The 17,828-nt window shown below is 50.3% G+C and carries 16 protein-coding genes; 14 read left to right on the top strand and 2 right to left on the bottom strand.

The genetic code is table 11. The annotated features are described in order from the left end of the window. Window positions 1–27: 27 nt before the first annotated feature. The 6 genes from AC1DF0_RS10720 to AC1DF0_RS10745 all read left to right on the top strand — a co-directional run bounded on the left by AC1DF0_RS10720 (window position 28) and on the right by AC1DF0_RS10745 (window position 8,504). Window positions 28–867: an SDR family NAD(P)-dependent oxidoreductase gene (locus AC1DF0_RS10720; RefSeq protein ID WP_475823845.1), complete on the top strand. Its 840-nt coding sequence runs from the start codon at window positions 28–30 to the stop codon at window positions 865–867. A gap of 76 nt (window positions 868–943) precedes the next feature. Then, on the top strand, window positions 944–4,135 hold the full coding sequence (locus AC1DF0_RS10725) for an ATP-binding protein (protein WP_477573913.1): 3,192 nt from the start codon (window positions 944–946) through the stop codon (window positions 4,133–4,135). Then, window positions 4,107–5,249: a response regulator gene (locus AC1DF0_RS10730; RefSeq protein WP_442051728.1), complete on the top strand. Its 1,143-nt coding sequence runs from the start codon at window positions 4,107–4,109 to the stop codon at window positions 5,247–5,249. Before AC1DF0_RS10725 ends, AC1DF0_RS10730 begins: the two co-directional genes overlap by 29 nt. Window positions 5,250–5,449: 200 nt before the next feature. Continuing rightward, complete coding sequence (locus AC1DF0_RS10735) at window positions 5,450–6,463, top strand: S-layer homology domain-containing protein (RefSeq protein WP_477573914.1); 1,014 nt, start codon at window positions 5,450–5,452, stop codon at window positions 6,461–6,463. A 227-nt stretch (window positions 6,464–6,690) separates the two neighbouring features. Next, on the top strand, window positions 6,691–7,266 hold the full coding sequence (locus AC1DF0_RS10740; protein WP_477573915.1) for a helix-turn-helix domain-containing protein: 576 nt from the start codon (window positions 6,691–6,693) through the stop codon (window positions 7,264–7,266). A 119-nt stretch (window positions 7,267–7,385) separates the two neighbouring features. Beyond that, window positions 7,386–8,504, top strand: a complete 1,119-nt coding sequence (locus tag AC1DF0_RS10745; protein ID WP_477573916.1) for a hypothetical protein — start codon at window positions 7,386–7,388, stop codon at window positions 8,502–8,504. 149 nt (window positions 8,505–8,653) lie between these two features. On the opposite strand, the gene AC1DF0_RS10750 is transcribed toward AC1DF0_RS10745, so the two are convergent. Beyond that, window positions 8,654–9,412 carry an MBL fold metallo-hydrolase gene (locus AC1DF0_RS10750; RefSeq protein ID WP_477573917.1) on the bottom strand — a complete coding sequence of 253 codons (759 nt, stop codon included), beginning with the start codon at window positions 9,410–9,412 and terminating at the stop codon, window positions 8,654–8,656. A 260-nt stretch (window positions 9,413–9,672) separates the two neighbouring features. Here AC1DF0_RS10750 and AC1DF0_RS10755 point away from each other — a divergent pair, with 260 nt between their 5' ends. The 3 genes from AC1DF0_RS10755 (at window position 9,673) to AC1DF0_RS10765 (ending at window position 11,182) form a co-directional block, all read left to right on the top strand. After that, window positions 9,673–10,023, top strand: coding sequence for a low molecular weight protein tyrosine phosphatase family protein (locus tag AC1DF0_RS10755; protein WP_477573918.1), 351 nt, complete (start codon window positions 9,673–9,675; stop codon window positions 10,021–10,023). A gap of 86 nt (window positions 10,024–10,109) precedes the next feature. Then, a complete protein-coding gene (locus AC1DF0_RS10760) occupies window positions 10,110–10,616 on the top strand; it encodes a GNAT family N-acetyltransferase (protein WP_477573919.1) in 507 nt (168 codons plus the stop codon). Between the two features lie 122 nt (window positions 10,617–10,738). After that, window positions 10,739–11,182 carry a hypothetical protein gene (locus AC1DF0_RS10765; protein ID WP_477573920.1) on the top strand — a complete coding sequence of 148 codons (444 nt, stop codon included), beginning with the start codon at window positions 10,739–10,741 and terminating at the stop codon, window positions 11,180–11,182. 81 nt (window positions 11,183–11,263) lie between these two features. Here the strand turns inward: AC1DF0_RS10765 and AC1DF0_RS10770 are convergent, their stop codons facing one another. After that, window positions 11,264–12,418: a metallophosphoesterase gene (locus AC1DF0_RS10770; RefSeq protein ID WP_477573921.1), complete on the bottom strand. Its 1,155-nt coding sequence runs from the start codon at window positions 12,416–12,418 to the stop codon at window positions 11,264–11,266. A 217-nt stretch (window positions 12,419–12,635) separates the two neighbouring features. On the opposite strand from AC1DF0_RS10770, the gene AC1DF0_RS10775 reads away from it, so the two are divergent. The 5 genes from AC1DF0_RS10775 (at window position 12,636) to AC1DF0_RS10795 (ending at window position 17,806) form a co-directional block, all read left to right on the top strand. Further along, window positions 12,636–13,547 (top strand): hypothetical protein, encoded by a 912-nt coding sequence (locus AC1DF0_RS10775; RefSeq protein WP_477573922.1) that lies wholly within the window; start codon window positions 12,636–12,638, stop codon window positions 13,545–13,547. A gap of 50 nt (window positions 13,548–13,597) precedes the next feature. After that, window positions 13,598–15,766, top strand: coding sequence for a DNA topoisomerase III (locus tag AC1DF0_RS10780; protein ID WP_442051738.1), 2,169 nt, complete (start codon window positions 13,598–13,600; stop codon window positions 15,764–15,766). Window positions 15,767–15,942: 176 nt separating this feature from the next. Continuing rightward, on the top strand, window positions 15,943–16,551 hold the full coding sequence (locus tag AC1DF0_RS10785; RefSeq protein ID WP_442051739.1) for a TetR/AcrR family transcriptional regulator: 609 nt from the start codon (window positions 15,943–15,945) through the stop codon (window positions 16,549–16,551). A gap of 2 nt (window positions 16,552–16,553) precedes the next feature. After that, window positions 16,554–17,015 (top strand): DUF2269 family protein, encoded by a 462-nt coding sequence (locus tag AC1DF0_RS10790; protein WP_442051740.1) that lies wholly within the window; start codon window positions 16,554–16,556, stop codon window positions 17,013–17,015. A gap of 119 nt (window positions 17,016–17,134) precedes the next feature. Then, on the top strand, window positions 17,135–17,806 hold the full coding sequence (locus tag AC1DF0_RS10795; RefSeq protein WP_477573923.1) for a YheC/YheD family protein: 672 nt from the start codon (window positions 17,135–17,137) through the stop codon (window positions 17,804–17,806). Window positions 17,807–17,828 lie beyond the last annotated feature (22 nt).

Here is a 17,828-nt window from a genome sequence, read left to right on the forward strand (position 1 = left end):
TAACGGAGGCGAATAGAATTGGGAAATATGGACGGAAAGCTGGTCATTGTAACCGGAGCAAATTCAGGCATGGGTTTCGCAACGACCGTTGAGCTTGCCAAGATGGGGGCTAAAGTCATTATGGCCTGCCGCAGCGAGGAGCGGGGCAAGCAGGCGCTGGAGCAGGCGCGCGCTGCTTGCGGAGGCGCCGAGATCGAGCTGATGTTATGCGATCTCGGCCACTTGGCCAGCATCCGCAGCTTCGCGCAAGCGTTCAAGGAACGTTATGGACGATTGGATGTGCTTGTGAATAACGCCGGCGTCGTTTCCTTGAAGCGCGCGACGACGAAGGACGGTTTCGAGTCGATGCTGGGCGTCAATCATTTAGGACATTTTCTGCTCACTCATGAGTTGCTAGATTTGCTGAAGGCCGCGCCGCAAGGCCGAATCGTCAACGTTTCTTCGGGGGCGCATAAGGCCGGCCGGATTCACTTTAACGATCCTTTCTTAACGAAAGGCTACAATGTGGCAAAAGGGTACGCGCAGTCGAAGCTGGCGAACATTTTGTTCACGAGGGAGCTGGCAAAGCGTCTTGCCGGCACGAATGTGACGGTTAATAGCGTCCACCCCGGAGCGGTAGGCACGAATATCGGCGTTGACCGGACGACGGGCTTCGGCAAGACGGTTCTCAGAATGGTGCGTCCGTTCTTCCGTACTCCGCTCAAGGGAGCGGATACCGCGATATACTTGGCCTCAAGCGAGGCAGGCGGAGCGTCGACGGGACTTTACTACATCGATCGCAAGCCTGTGCAAGTATCGAAGCGGGGCGCTGACCCGGAGCTTGCCGCTAAGTTCTGGACATGGAGCGAACAGCAGGTAGCGCAGTGACCCACCCCGGTGTTGAAGGCGTGCTGAATACGCGTAAGCTATATTTTAACTTGTAAAAGACGTCAAGGAGACTTCAATGCGAAAACAGTTGGCGCTTGCGCTGTTGATCGGATTCGTCGTTATTGCGTTTCCGATTTATTGGATTACGAATCAATTGATTAAATCGTCGATGTATCCATCGTCCGAAGCCGGCGTTCTTGATTTGCGAGAATGGGATTTTCAGGAGAACGGAATAGCTCCTCTCAAGGGCGAGTGGGAATTGTATAAGGAGCAGCTGTTGACGCCGAGCGATTTTCACAAAAATGGGGAAACGGCTTCGAATCCGGTCGCAGATGACATCGTAGAGGTGCCGGGTATTTGGAATCATTACATGGCTCAGGCGGGGGAGACGGGAGCGGACGGGTATGCGACGTATCGGCTGCGTGTGATGGTGGAGGATCAGGGAGAGACGGTCTATGGCATTAAGACGAACAATATCCGCTCCTCCAACCGGATTTTCGTGAACGGAACGGAAGTCGGCGCCAGCGGCGTGCCTGGAAAGTCAAGCAAGCAAGGTACGCAGGACAACATTCCCTATGTAGGCGTGTTCACGGTAAGCGGCGGCGAAGTCGAGGTTATCGTTCAAGTGGCGAACTACAGCTATGCGTCGGGCGGCATGGTGTACGCCATCACCTTCGGCGACTATAAATCGATATTAAGAAGCAGGGATGCGAACGCCTTCGGCGATATTTTGACGGCAGTCTGCTTCATGGTGTCCATCGTGTATTTCTTCGTGCTGTACCGGCTGCGGAGACAGGAAAAGCAAGTGCTATACTTGGGCGGCTTCGCGGTAGCGGCTCTTGTCTATGTGCTTACTCATGGAGAGAAGCTGATCGGCTTTATACTTCCTTCCGCACCTTACGAGTTGGTGCTGAGACTGCAGTTGATAGCGACTACACTCGTCTATTATTTCATCGTACATTACATAGCAACGGATTCTCCAGCGATGGCAAACAGACGCGTGATGCATATCGTGAAGTGGACAAGCGGCATTCAAGTGCTCATCGCACTTACGATCTCTCCGTTTTTGTTCTCCCAGTGGGGGACCGCGATATACATGCTTAATATCGGCCTATTTCTCTATGTCGTCTTTTTGATGGCTGGAAGCTTGCGCTTTCGTTCCATGAACGTGCTGTTCATGCTTATGAATGGTATCAGTATTATGGTCGTAGTCGCGGTTAACCTGATGAACGTATACGGTCTCATGGAGAACCAATTGCTTAGTTCTTACGGCATCTTGTTGTTCGTCATGACGCAGGCGTTTCACTTCGCATACCGGTATGCGGGTTCATTCCGCAAGGTGGAGCAGTTGTCCCAGAAGCTGCTAACGCTTGACGAACTGAAAAACGACTTTATGGCCAATACGTCGCATGAGCTGCGGACGCCCTTGCATGGCATCGTCAATATGGCATCGTCGCTGATGGAAGGCATCGCTGGGGACATGAATCCGAAGCAGCGGCATCATTTATCGATTATTATGGCTTCGGGCAAAAGGCTATCCTTGCTCGTTAACGATATTCTGGATTGGGCGAAGTTGAAGAACGGCGACGTCGTTCTCAAGCAAAGACATGTCGAGCTCCGATCAATCGTTTCCACGATTCTAGAAGTATTTCGTCATTCGGTCGGCAACCGGAAGCTCGAATGGGTGCAGCAATGGCCGGATGAATTGCCGCTATTGCGGGCAGACGAGGATCGACTGCAGCAGATCTTGTATAACTTGATCGGCAACGCCGTGAAGTTCACGCGCGAAGGAATGATTACGATATCCGCCGATGTCGAAGGGCCCATGATCGTCATTACCGTAGCGGATACCGGTATCGGCATCGCGCCGGACCGGCTGGAGACTATATTTCTTTCCTTTAATGAAACGCTGCACATCGTAGACGACGTCTACAATCCTGCGGGAATGGGACTTGGACTTAGCATTACGAAGAAACTGGTCGAGCTTGGAGGCGGAACGATATGGGCGGAGTCGGAGCTTGGCAGAGGAGCCGTATTTAAGTTTACCGTGCCAGCTGCTTCATCCTCTGCAGTCGATGAGGCGGGCTACAGCGGCTACAGTGGCTACAGCCAAAGCCATCAACCGGCGATCATCGTTCCGACTCTGGAATCCGATTCATCAGTCGCAGTTACCATGAAGCAAGCTGCCGCATCGAAAGAGGAGGCCGCCAGAGGACTGGTCCTTATTGTTGACGACGATCCGATCAATTTGCAAGTGCTGCGCGATATTCTGATCATGGACGATTACGACGTCATTGCCGCCGAGACGGGTGCCGAAGCTCTGGTAATGTTGGACAAAACCGATCGCGCGGAGGTTGAATTGGTCATTACGGATTGGATGATGCCGGAAATGTCCGGCCTTGAGCTTAGCAGAACGATCAGGCTCAGATATTCGCTATCCGAGCTGCCTGTCCTGATGCTGACTGCACGTGGGCGGGCGGAAGAGATTGAGCTCGCCTTTCGTTCCGGAATCAATGACTTCTTAAGCAAGCCGGTCGAAGCAAGCGAGCTTCGTGCGAGAGTGCGAACGTTAATTGAGCTGCGGCGTTCCGCTCAAAACGCCGTGCGTACGGAGATGGCCTTCCTGCAGGCGCAGATCAAGCCTCATTTCTTATACAACTCGCTCAACACCATTATTTATATGTCGAAAGTAAATCCAAGCAAGGCAACACAGCTGCTTACCGAATTAAGCACTTATTTGCGAGGCAGCTTCGATTTTCAAAGTCATGATAAGCTTATTCCGCTGCAGAAGGAGCTTGAGTTGATCAAAGCATATTTGACGCTGGAAGGAGCTCGTTTCGAAGAACGTCTGCAAGTGCAATACGAGATCGAGGCGAGCCCGAATCTCCTGTTGCCCCCGCTTGCGATTCAGCCGATAGTCGAGAATGCGGTTAGGCATGGCATTATGCAAAAGGCGGCAGGCGGTACGATTAAGATTAAAGTATGGGAGTCGGAAGAGGCGCTTCATGTGCTTATATCGGATGACGGCGTAGGGATGTCGGGCGAGCAGCTTACGAATCTATTCGTAGAGAAGCCGGGTTCCGGCTCGGGCGTCGGTCTAGTGAATATTAATAGAAGACTGCGCTCGCTTTACGGAGAAGAACTCCATGTAGCCAGCGAGCCGCTTGTCGGTTCGGAAGTCGGCTTCAAGCTGCCTAGATCATCCATGAGAGATTACGAAGCGTCAAAGGGGGATCAAGATGTTAACCTGCATATTGGTAGACGATGAGAAGCCCGCGCTGTACCATCTGGAAATGCTGCTTGCAGCCGACGGCCGCTTCCGGGTTGAGGGGAAATATACGTCCGCGAAGGCGGCGCTGGATCATTTGGCTGAATCGCCAGTCGATGTAGCCTTTCTAGATATCGGGATGCCCGAGATGAATGGACTAGAGGCAGGCGCTTACATTGGCCAAATGCCGGGGGACATACGGATTGTGTACATAACCGCATACTCCCAATATGCGATCGAGGCTTTCGAGGTGCAGGCTTTGGACTATGTGTTAAAGCCGATCGAGGAGGAGCGGTTCGCCAAAACGCTGAATCAGATCGAGAAAAGGGTTCCGAGCCGCGAGACGATTTCATCGGATCGGCTTATTGTGCGCTGCTTCGGCGGTTTGTCACTTGAATACGAATCCGGCAAGACGCAGGTTCTGAAGTGGAAGACGGCTAAAGCGCAGGAGCTGTTCGCTTATATGCTTATGCAGCCGGATCGCTGGGTTGCGAAGGAATTGATATTGGACATGATATGGCAAGGCTATCCGTATGACAAAGCGTTGACCTATCTTCATACGTCCGTATCCCAAATCCGCAAGCTGTTCAAAGAGTGGGGGACAACTCTTGCGATCGAGTACGCTCTAGACAAATATCGGTTGGTGCTGGGTGAGGTCAAGGTCGACACGGCTGAATTCGACCTTCATTCGGACAGCTCCGAATCGATGATGTCCGAGATCGAAGTTGTTCATGTCGACAGAGCTCTTGCGCTTTATCGAGGCGACTATCTTGACGGACTGGACTATGACTGGGCGGAAATCTACCGAAGCAGATTGCTAGACAAATATATTCATCTCGTTACCAAGCTTGCAAGCTACGAAATAAGCCAAGGCCTCGTGAGGAAAGCAGTCAACAGGCTATTGTCCGCGCATGAGAAATCGCCATATTCCGAGGATCTATGCATGCTTGTTCTGGAAGGCTATGAGCGACTGAACGATTGGCAAGCTCGTCAGCGATACTACGAGTCATTCGTGGCGCTCATTCAAGACGAGCTTGATATTGGGCCTACTGAAAGTATGGTCCGCTGCTATGAGCAAGGGAAAATGATCAGGTCTTCTAACCTAAATGATTAGGTTGGAGGGCCTTTTTTTTTGTTTTAGAATCCATTTAGCGACCTTTGTTATACTGCTTTTACGATACTGGAAGAGAAGCTTGCGGCGGAAAGCCGCCATGCAACAGTAACGATTCCGGCAATAACGGAGCGGATGTTATGGTAGGTCAATTCAGTGGTCAAATGGTCAACCAAAGGAAACAAAAAGAGACAATTCTTGTTATGCATTCCGATATAGCATCGTATATGCTGCCGGTGAGTCAGATTAAGACAGCCCCTCTATTGAATCAGTTCGGGAAGAAGACCAAACTTCAAGAAATCGTGTTTGAGGTTGAAATCGCCGCCTCGACCGCGGAATCGGAACAGCTTGCCGAACAAGCGGCAATCGCTGGCGAATTTACAATCCTCGTGCATCCTAACCATTTTACTGTAAAAGCAACCTATCGCAACAAAACGATCGAGGTGACCTCGTTCGAGTCTTATGTGGAAAGAACGATTGCAGTGCCGGAAGGCGTTGATTGTTCGCAAATAACGACTGCTGTCGTCATCGAGGCGGACGGGGATACCCGTCATGTGCCGACGAAGGTCGTTGTCGAGGGCGGCAGGTATTACGCCAAAGTGAACAGCTTGACGAACAGCCGGTTCGTGCTCGTAGGGCATTCGGCCCAATTCGCCGACATGGCGGGTCATTGGGCGAGAGAAGCCGTGAATGATCTGGGCTCGCGGATGATCATCCAAGACAATAGCTCGGGATGCTTTAACCCAAATCAATCGATCACGCGCGCTGAATATACCGATGCTATCGTGAAAGGCCTTGGGCTGAAGCCACAAAGCGGCATAACTCCGTTCCCGGACGTTAACAGCGCGGATTGGTTCAACTGCTCGGCTAACACGGCGTACACCTATGGCTTGATCAGCGGGCTCGCGGACGGCAAGTTTCATCCGGCGGACTTCATTACTCGCGAGCAAGCTTTTGAAATCATAGCGAAAGCAATGAAGCTGACAGGGCTTAAGGCGAAGCTGGCTTCCACTTCCGATTCCGCTGAACAAACATTAAGTGCGTTCATTGACGCAGGCCTGATCTCGGGTTGGGCGAAGAGCAGCGTCATCGACTGTCTGCAAGCAGGCATTATTGTCGGCATGACGGGTACCGAGCTGGCTCCAAAAACCTATATATCCAAAGCAGAGGCAGCCATAATCGTCCGACGATTGCTTATGAAGTCCGGGCTTATCTAGGCGGGCAACGGGTCCTGGATGCTGGCGAGCTATCCCTTCTCAACGGTCCTTGTTGAACGGGGTAGCTCTTTTTTAAAAATATAAGAAAGTATAAAATTGTACGCTTATTCTTGGCTTATATTTCATCCGCGAAACGTTAGCTTACGCCGCCAGAGGACGGCGATAGCCGTTTACGCTTGTCATGAGAAGTTCGTTGAAATATTTGCAACTAGAGGTGAACGGAAAAAATGTTATCTTTCGAACCGTTAAGGAAAGTCATTGCTTACCGAAATATTAAAATTACAGATATCGTGAACGAAGAAGGGATGTCATCGACGACTACCGCAAAAATAAATAAAGATAAGCCGATAGCATTTGAAACGATCAATCGGTTTTGCGCCATGCTCGGCGTTCCAGTTAGCGATGTACTGCTGTTTGTTGATGCAAAAGGCAATCCCGTAACAAACGGTGATAACAACATCGAGCAATTGAAGCAAGAAATTATGGAATTAAGACAGCGAGTGGCGGGACTTGAAAAGGCAAACAAAGATCTTGAGCAATACAAAGCAGCAAGAACTGAAAGCAACGGCAAGAACGGTATTCCGGGAACAACGAATAGACCGAACCGATTTATTGTTTTGGAGCTCAGAACGATTCGGAGAAAGTCTAAGCTGACTCAAGCCGAACTATCGGAGGCTATAGGCATAACGGGCTCCTATCTGGGGATGTTCGAACGGCAGGAGAAATATATGAACGATGAGCATCTCGCGGCTTTGAAAAGGAAATTGCCGATTCCGGAAGAGAATATTATAGAGATTGTATAAAAGGATTGGATTGCTTGACTGCGGCCGGCATTCTGTTGAAACAACTTGTTGCGCGATGCGTAATAAAACAACAGGTCATACAAATGCTGGGAGTTTCAATAAGCCGGGAGGATTTGCGCATGGACAAGCAATCTGCAATCGAGCTCATCATGAAGGAAATGAATTTGCTGACCGACAAGCACCGGAATCAAATCGATCATCTGCTGGAAATTGAATTCAATTGGCAGGGAGAGATTACGGAAAAGGTGCTTCTAGAGTGGGAACAACCTAAGCTGCATACGCTGTTCCAGGTGATGAAGGGCATTCAGATGACAAGGGAATATGTACCTGATATCATTCAAGCTTACGCTAGCATAGACAGAGACAATCTTTCGAACAAAGTGAAATTCGGACGGATAAGCGATGAAGATAAGCCGGTTCTAGAGCCTCCCCCAGAGGTTCATGGCCAATATGGCAAGTATACTGTACCGCAAACCGTGATCCGTCTCTACGAGCTCGAGCTGGAGCTTGGGCGTGATATGGATTTGAAGCTGGGCTTGCTCATGCAGAAGCAGGACTTTCGTTACGCTTGCACGCCGCCCGATTTTATCCCGTTCGCAAGTCCAGGAGTGGATGGCATTCATTATTGCTTCGTTACTGACTTCGGTACGGCGGGCGACTTGGAGAACGCCTATATTGCCGTTGTCTCTCCTATGGATTTCGACAATGAAATAGCGATAGTTGCCAGAAACATAGAGGAATTTCTCCGAATTGTATGTACAGACCGCAGTGTGCTGTACAACAATTATCGATCGGGTCAAGCGTATTTGGCCGACGTTCACAAGCGGGAGCCAGAGGAGATAAATGAAGGGCAGCGATATGCGGTGAACCGACTCATGGGAGTATTCGGCATCGAGGCCATAGATGATCTTGCCTCGCATATCGACGAGGTGAAGGCTGAGCGTGCAGCTCGCGTTCGGCGGCACACGTTGGATTCGGTAGGCGTTATGCCGTTATCCGGTTCGAGCAGCCAGGGCCTATCGGCAGTGGCTAACGATACGCCGGAAAGCGCCGAGCTTCTGCAAACCGCTTTCGAACAAGCCGACGCGGAGACGAAGCTTGCGACCATTCGCAATCTGCAGTACAAAAAAATCATTCCCGATGACCGCAAAATGTTCTTATTATGCATGAGAACGCTCGCTAATCTGGGCTTGAGCCATGAACGGAATCAATTGCGCAAGATCGGCGTACGAGAGTAACGGCGTAGAGCAGTGCTCCTGACAATTCGAAACACATATGTAGAGGTTATCCCTAAACAGAGCGTCCAATTGGACGATGGGGGTAACCTCTCTGTTTGTATATGCTCGTAGCCTGGATTATAGCCGGGTCCAATATCATTCGCAGTACGTTAACCAGCCGTCCCTCTGGCTAGCTGGCGAATGCGTTCGCCCGCAAGACCGGTGAAGATGCCGCCATGATAACAAATGACAGTGTCTATATCGTATTGTGCAAGCTCAGATATGGAGCGACAGGCTTGCTCATAATCCGTGCATAGACTCGGATCAGGAAGCTGCAGTTGTCCATCAACGACCCTGAGCGCATCGGCAGCGATAAGCGTCTTGCTCGGTCTATGATAGAGGCTAATGTGGCCTGGTGTATGCCCAGATGTGCTGATGACGACGATACCGCCGCAGTAAGGGAGTTGCTCCCCGTATTCCAGTACGGAATCGACTGAAGCCGAAGGAGGATGCTCAAGCGTTTTTCGAAATGCGGATCTCCATTCTTCGGGCACTTCCGGAGGAAGCGAACGGATAGCATGCTCGATCGCGGCCTCCGTAATTTTGATCAACCTCCGTTCACCTTGAATGTACGGTATTTCTGGAGCGGAAGCATATACAACGGGCTTATGCGAGAGAGCAGCCCTAATCGCCGGCAAACCTCCGATATGATCAAGATCCTGATGCGTTACAATAATGCGGTTCACCCGATCGATTGGAATACCAACTCGCTCTAATTCGTCTCTCAGCAGCGGAAGTTGTCCGGGAAACCCGGCATCGACCAATATGACGTTCTCCTCGTCCCACAACACGGTAGGAAAGATCGTTTCCGTCTTGCCCATCATCTCGGCTGAAATAGATAAGGCCTGTATCCCGCTTTGTTGTTGCATGCAAAAAAACCTCCCTAATCAGATGTTGAAGAATCACGGGCTGATCCGTGTCTTCATGCAAGCATAGAACATCATATCAGGAAGATAATTTCATGTAAACTGCGAAATATTTTATTATACCACAAAAATAATTATTTGTCAATATACATTATGATTTAAAAAGGAGTCATTTGTTAAAAGCGGAGGAATGTCGAATAGAAACGTGCATCAGCTCAAAAGCGACTTCGGTTGTCACTATCACCTATTGAAAGGATCGATATATGCAGAAGTTGCTTTTTGTATGCAGTCGCAATAAATGGCGCAGTCTGACGGCGGAGACGATCTTCCGAGGCGTTGACGGAATCGAGGTCAAGTCGGCAGGAACAGAAGAGCAAGCCCGAGTGAAGGTGAATGAAGGCCATATTGGCTGGGCAGATGTTATTTTCGCGATGGAGAAGAAGCATGTTAGGCGGTTGCAGGATAAGTTCCCGTATGCTCTAATAGGCAAAAAGATCATATGCCTCCATATCCCTGACGAATATGGATATATGAATGAAGATTTGATTGGCCTCTTGCAATCGAGCGTAGGCACGTATGTTACGTTGCCGTCCGAACGAGGAGAAGCACAGTGAATATTTAATTTTATTCGTTTATTACCAGCTCATTAAATCATTATTCATTATACTAAAAGGTGAATTCAATGAAATGAGGTGTGTCTATGAACCAATTCCTAATTCGAAGCTTAAAGGACAATGACCCTTTAACGATATCCGACGCTTTTGCAAGTCAAGGCTGGCATAAGCCCGTAGAACTGTATGAAAAATATGTGAATGAGCAGGCTGGCGGACTTCGCGAGACGCTGGTGGCGGAAGCAAATGGTCAGTTTGCCGGTTACGTGAATATCGTATGGATGTCGGACTATGAATATTTTAAGGAGCGCTCCATACCCGAAATTCAAGATTTCAACGTATTAATCAAATATCGCAGACTTGGTTACGGAACGCTGCTGCTCGACAGAGCCGAGGAAATCATCGCTCATCGTTCAGAGCTTGCCGGCATCGGGGTAGGGTTGTTCAGCGACTACGGCGCGGCTCAATCGATGTATGTAAAGCGCGGATATGTTCCGGATGGCCAAGGAATCTATCGGAACGGCGAGTATTTGCGATATGGACAGCAGACAGTAGTAGACGATGACCTCAATCTTTATTTTGTAAAAAAGCTATAAGTGCGAACCTTTTCCCTCAGACCATCGTCTTAATGGTAATCATGTACGGGAATTTGCGTCAGATCAACCTGCAAGTTCTTGGCGATGACATCGAGTATCTGTATGGAAAGCGGGGGGTTCGAATGAGAAAAGGGTGGACCTGGGGGCTTGTCGTTCTAATTGCGTTAGCAGCAATAGGGATGTATGTGTTTCGGATAACGGAAGACGAAGTTGTCGCTAACCGAATGCTTGACTTTGAACAGGTAGAGCCGGGTACAGAGATGATATGGAATTCCAAGGATGATATCCGCGTGTTCGAATATGCTGTCCGTTTCGCGAAGAAAAATCGAGGTGTCGTCGATATCAGCGCGCCGCCTTACTCTTTTAAGCTGCATGGAGAAACCTATCTGCTGTATGCATTGCCAAAATATGACGTGGTACAGTTTATAAACAGTAAAGCGTCCGGCACCTTGTATACGGTAGGAAAGTCGTCAGCGAAGAAGCTAAAGGCGTTGTTGACGGAGGCTGACAAGACCGGTTTTGGCGTGCCGACTCCCGGCTCGAAGGCCTACATTGGTTATGAGTAACCCATTAAAAGAACGTATTGATGCATAGAAGCCGAACGCCTTGTCATCCAATGATGACCGGCGTTCGGCTTCTATGTTTAATTAGGCAGGCACAAACTCAACATCAATCTGAAGCACTTCGGAGCGGCTGCCGATACGGACCGGCGGACCCCAGAAGCCGAATCCGGAGGAGACGATGGCGTGCAGGCTGCCTTTCTTCAGGTAGCCCCAATCAAGCTCGAACAGTCGCTTCGTAACGAGGTGGTTCGGCGCCATTTGGCCACGATGCGTATGGCCCGAAAGCGATAGATCGATGCCATTCATAGCGGCGTTCGTTAGATCCGACGGCTGATGATCCAGCATAATTAGGGGCAGCGTGTTATCCAAAGGCGAGACGAGCTCGCTGATTGGAAGACGCCCAGCGCTACCGGCTCTGAATCCGGCAGAAGCTTTGTCTTTGCGGCCAATAATATAAAAGCTGTCGGCGATAAGCGCTGTCTCGTCCATCAATACTCGAATACCGATCGCATCCATCGCTGCTACAAATTCGGGAACCTTGCCTCCGATGTATTCGTGGTTGCCGGTTACGGCGAATACACCTAAAGGTGCATCAAGCTTGCCTAACGTATCCGCCATCTTATGGCGAATGAACGGCTCGATATCGTCGTCGAGTATGTCGCCGGGCAATAATATAATGTCCGGGTCAATCTGCTTGACCTTGCGGATCAGGCGCTGCAGATGGCCGTTGCCGATTGTTGTGCCTAGATGTATATCGGAAGCCATCGCGATGCGAAGCTTTTGCCTGTTGCCAGCTTGCTTCGGAATTTGCACCTTGTAGTGGCGAATGACAGGTGACCAGGCATTGCGAGTACCTACGATCAATAGAATCAGCAGCACGAACAATGCGATACTGCCAGTACCTATGACATAAGCGTCGCGCTCTGCTCCGCCTAGCTTGAGCAGGAGGGCAACGATATCGGCAACAGGGAATAACAGTACGCCGTACTCTAGAATCGCGAACCAATATGAGCCAACGAGCTTAAGCGGTCCCGCGATCGGCTTTAGCAATGTGGTTTGTCCTACTCTTCCAATAATAAAAGCGAGAGCAAGCAGAGCGACGATTACGCTGTATATGCCCGCATGATTCCAATCGTATAAGGCAGACAGATAGACCCAGCCGTTCCATCCAAGATATAAGGACAAGCCGCCATAGAATAACAATATTCCGATTAACGAAACGATAAAACGACGATTCATTTTTGCAACGCTCCCTGCGAGCCCGTAGGCGATTGATAATAGTAGGAATGAAACTGAAACTACTATATCATATTGGCTATACCACCTCCAAATAGGATAGAGCAGCAGGCGGCATTGCTTATATGCGGGTGATTGGATACGATATTCTATAGCAGAAAAGATAAAGCGTCCGGCAATTGCCGAGAGATTCATTACGACGAATAAAGGAGAGATCGGCATGACTTTATTGACAATTGCTGAGGAGCAATGGAGGGCAGCGGTTCACTTCATGAATGAAGAGGCTCGCCCGCTGGAGAAAGCATTGTATGCGTATGAATTCGAAGACGGACCGAAGAGCGCGGTTACGGAGCAATTGGCCAAGTTTCAAAATAAAGACGGAGGGTTCGGCCATGGTCTTGAACCGGATGCGCGTTGCGCGGTTTCATCTGCCTTGGCGACTACGGTTGCGCTGCAGTATTTGGTATACATCAAGGTCGATTACAAGGAGCCGCTCGTACGGGAAGCAATACGTTTCCTGATCGAAACGTATAATACGGCACAGCCGGGCGGATGGGACATTGTGCCCCGCGGGGTTGAATCCGCGCCACGCGCGCCATGGTGGAATTATAACGAGCAGCATGACGGATGGGGCAATCCGGCAATCGAGATCGTTGGTTACTTCCATCGATACTCCGAATTAGTGCCTGCCGCGCTTCTCGACGAGCTGACGCAGCGTGCCGTTACTTATATAAACGAGAAGTCCACGCGAAAAGATTTTCACGAGCTATTGTGCTGTTTGCGATTCGCTGAGCTGGTGCCGCCCTCGGTGTTGAATGAGGTCAAGCCGGTGTTTGACGAGATGGTTGGAAGCTGCGTTTCCGTTAATCCGGAGCAGTGGGAAGGCTATTGCCTTACGCCTGTTCAGGCGGCAGGTTCTCCATCGAGCCTTTATTACGGGCAGTTGAAGGAAAGCGTGGAGCAGTATTTGCCTTTTATGTTGACGAAGCAGCAAGACGACGGTGCATGGTGGCCAACTTGGTCATGGGGACAATATGAAGACACATGGCCCGAGGCGAAGCAGGATTGGAAAGGCTTTATCACGTTCGATGCGTTGCGCATGCTGAAGGCGTATGGTATCGTGACGAGATAATTGCATCATAATCGTTATTAATAGATGTCAGGAATGGAGCGTTAGACAGAATGAAATCGTTAGTATTGGCAGAGAAACCAAGCGTTGCGAAAGAAATTGCGCGCGTGCTTGGCTGCGGACAGAAGCATAAGAGCTATATGGAAGGCCCTAAATACGTCGTAACTTGGGCGCTTGGTCATCTTGTAACACTCGCCGAGCCGGAGGATTACGATCCGAAGTACCGCAATTGGAATCTCGAGGACCTTCCATTACTGCCCCAAAAGATGAACTTGAAAGTGATGAAGGAGACGTCACATCAATATAAGGCTGTTGCCCAGCTATGCAAGCGGCAAGATATTAACGAGCTTATTATCGCCACCGACGCAGGTCGCGAGGGGGAGCTTGTCGCGCGCTGGATTATGGAGCTTGTCCATTGGCGCAAGCCGTTCAAGCGGCTTTGGATTTCTTCCCAGACCGACAAGGCGATCAATGACGGCTTCAATAGCTTGAAGCCAGGCAAGGACTATGATGCTCTGTATGCATCGGCTGTATGCCGTGCCGAGGCGGATTGGCTGATCGGGCTTAACGTAACGCGGGCGCTGACGACTAAATACAACGCACAGCTGTCCGCAGGGCGGGTTCAGACGCCGACTTTGTCCATTATGATGGATCGCGAGCGCGATATTCAGCAGTTTAAGTCGCAGCCTTATTGGACCGTGGGTGCAGATCTTGATGGCTTCTCGGCTATGTGGCGCGAGCAGGATGGCCATGATGGACGGCTGTGGAGCAAGGAAGCTGCCGATGCAGTAGTGGCAGCCATCGGGAAGTCGGGCAGCGGCAAGGTGGAGAACCTACGCACGGTTGAGAAGTCGGAGCTGCATCCGCAAGCATATGATCTGACAGAGCTGCAGCGTGACGCGAACAAGCGGCTGGGCTTCTCGGCTAAGCAGACGTCCAATGTGCTTCAGAAGCTGTATGAGCAGCATAAGCTGGTCACTTATCCGCGAACCGATTCGAAATATTTGTCCAGCGATATGGTGCCTACGTTCAAAGGGCGATTGGAGAGTATTGCGGTAGGTCCTTATACGGCGCTTGCCCGCAGGCTGCTTAGAGGACAGCTTCCAGTAACAAAGCGGATTGTCGACGACAGCAAAGTGACGGACCATCATGCGATTATACCGACGGAGCAATTCGTGAATTTATCCGAGTTAAGCAATGATGAGCGTCGTCTCTATGACTTGATCGCGAGACGTTTCATTTCGTTATTCTATGGTCCTTACAAGTACGATGAAACGAGCGTTACGCTGGCTGTCGGTCAGCATCGCTTATATGCCAAAGGCAAGACGCTGAAGGATGCGGGCTGGAAGGAAGTGTACGGCACTGCTGCCGATGCGAATAGCGATGATGATGACGAAGACGACTCCGATGGGTCTTTCAGCGCCAAAGCCGATAAGCAGCAATCGCAATTGCTTCCGGCGTTAACGACCGGGCAATCGGTAGCCGTGAAGCACGGGAAAATCAAGGAGCTGCGGACGTTGCCTCCTGCGAGATATACAGAGGCGACGCTGCTGACGCAGATGGAGAAATACGGACTCGGCACGCCTGCTACGCGCGCGGATATTATTGAGAAGCTGCTGTCGAGCGATACCATTGACCGTTCACAGAATCGTCTCGTACCGACAGGCAAGGGCAAGCAGCTTATTGAGCTGGTTGTTGACGCCCTTCGCAGTCCGGAGATGACGGCGAAGTGGGAGCTGGAGCTGGAGCGGATTGCCCAAGGCAAAGGCAATGCGGCTGCCTTCATGAAGACGATCCGCGAGCAAGCGTCGAAATGGGTATCCGAGGTCATTGCTGAGTCGAAGGAGTACAAGCCTCATAACGTGACGCATTCGAAGTGTCCGGATTGCGGCAAGCCATTGCTTGAGATTAAAGGCAAGCGTGGCCGTTCGCTCGTATGCTCGGATCGGGAATGCAGCTATCGCCGCTCAGCCGACCCCGTTCTGCTGAATAAGCGTTGTCCGCAATGCCATAAAAAGATGGAGATGCACACGGGCAAGGCCGGCAAATATGCGCAGTGCAGACCATGCAACGTGATCGAGATGCTGGAGGATAAGGATGGCGGCGGCCGCATGAACAAGAGGCAGCAACAGAAGCTCGTCGAGCAATTTAGCGACAAAGCGCCGCTTACGAACAGCTTGGCCGACAAGCTGCGAGCCGCGATGGAGCAGAAGGGCGAGTAGCCCTGTGTCTTGAGCAAGAAAAAATAGCAAGCTAAGAAATCCCTGATATCCCGCCACGTCGGGAAGCGGGGATTTTTTATTGATCTATTTCAACGATTTAAGGTTTTCTCACTTTACAAACCGACCGTCGGTCTGTAATATGGGAATAAGAAACAATTATGTGAAGGGGGCGAACAATGGTTGGTATTACGGGAAACGCAACATATAGGCAGTTGCTGGAGACAGCAGAGCGACTGATCGCGGAGCATGGCTGCCGAAACACGACACTGCAACAAATCATGCAGACGACGGGATTATCCAAAGGAGCGATCTATCATTATGTGAAGAGCAAGGAGGAGCTGTTCGGACTGTTGCTTACATCGCAGGTCGAAGCGATCAATGAGTCTTTTCAACGTGCGGTAGAAGAGCAAGGCAATCTGACGGCACCGCTAGCGGCGATTGCCGAAGGGCTGACGAAGCTTCAAGAGAAAGATAGCGTCGTGAATCAGATCATTATTTATTTGCTGGCCCAGAAGGATAAATCAGGCGTTGTCGCTTTACTCCAGCAGTATCACGAGCGCTCTGCGGCTGCGGCCTTCAGTTGGATCGGTATGGGGCAACGGGAAGGTGTTATTAATCCAAAGGTTGATGCCCGCAAAGCATCCGAACATTTCGTCATGTTGTCTTACGGCATGTGCATGCGCAATATGATGATGAGCGAGGCGGGAGAGTCGTCCGCGCGGTCGTTCGAGAAAGAAGATTTTTATAACCTTATGCTTCAAACGTTAATAATGAGCGGAGGATGACGATGGACAAACTATTCGTATTTCTGCATGTTCTTGGAGCGGTGCTTTTTCTAGGCAATATTATTACGACCGCCTTCTGGAAAGTCTCGCAGGATCGTTATCCTGCACCTGAATCGACTCATCGAATGGCGGTAAGCGTCATGAAGGCCGATTACGTATTCACTATTCCGGGTATCGCTTTGATCGTTGTATTCGGCATTCTTACCGCCCATGCATACGGCTATTCGCTTGCGGAGTGGAATTGGCTTACAATGTCGATTGGTCTTTTCGCGATCTCTGGCATCCTATGGGGAACCGTGCTGCTCCCTTGCCAATTGCAGATGGTAAAGCTGAGCGAGCAAGGACTGAAGACAGGTCAACTTCCTGCACAATACAGTCTCGTATCGAAGCGTTGGAATGTGTGGGGGTCGGTGAATACGATCATACCGATTATCGTCTTGTTTCTGATGGTGGTGAAACCTTAATGACAGGACCGTAATAGAAAGGTGCAAGAAAGGCTCTTAACCTACTGCAATCATCCAAGAGACATGTGTATCGGCGGCATATGCTATAGATGATAAGGTAGGAAAGGAGCTTGATAGAGTTGGGCGTTCGCAGAGGCAGGCATATTACGGACAAATGGGCCAAAACGATCGCGTTGCTGTCGCACCCGAGAGTGAGTCCGCATATCCCGCTTACGAAGCCGTTCGGAGCTGAACAATTAAGATCGATGCTGGATACGTACTGGATGGTTGTCATCAAACCGGTTAACGGCTCGGGCGGAGTAGGTGTTATGAAGGTTAGCAGAACGCCAACGGGTTATGCGCTCTCTTACTTAACAAGGACGAGATATTATACGGACTTTAGGAACTTGCTGGCGGCGATAAACAAACAGCGCAAGGGTAGGCCGTATCTCGTGCAACGAGGCATCTTTCTTGCCGAACTAAGCGGCAAGCCGGTTGATTATCGGGTCAAATATGTGAAGACAGGCAGCAAGTGGAGAATCAAAGCGTTCGTTGGAAAAATGGCAAGACCGGGACTGTTCGTGACGAATATTCGCCAAGGCGGTACACTTATATCGGCAGCCAAAGGAATTGCCGCTTCTTTCTCTGAAAACCTCGTAGAAGCGAAGAAAAGCAAGATGCGCGAACTTACGATTCTTGCAACCGAAATCATAGAGAATCGTTTTCCAGGAGTTAGCAGGCTGGGTTTCGACTATGGTATTGATAAACAAGGGAAGATTTGGATTTTCGAGGTGAATACGAGACCGCAATAGTCATTTGGATATAGCCGGGCAT

The organism is Paenibacillus sp. 05T425, from assembly GCF_056396205.1.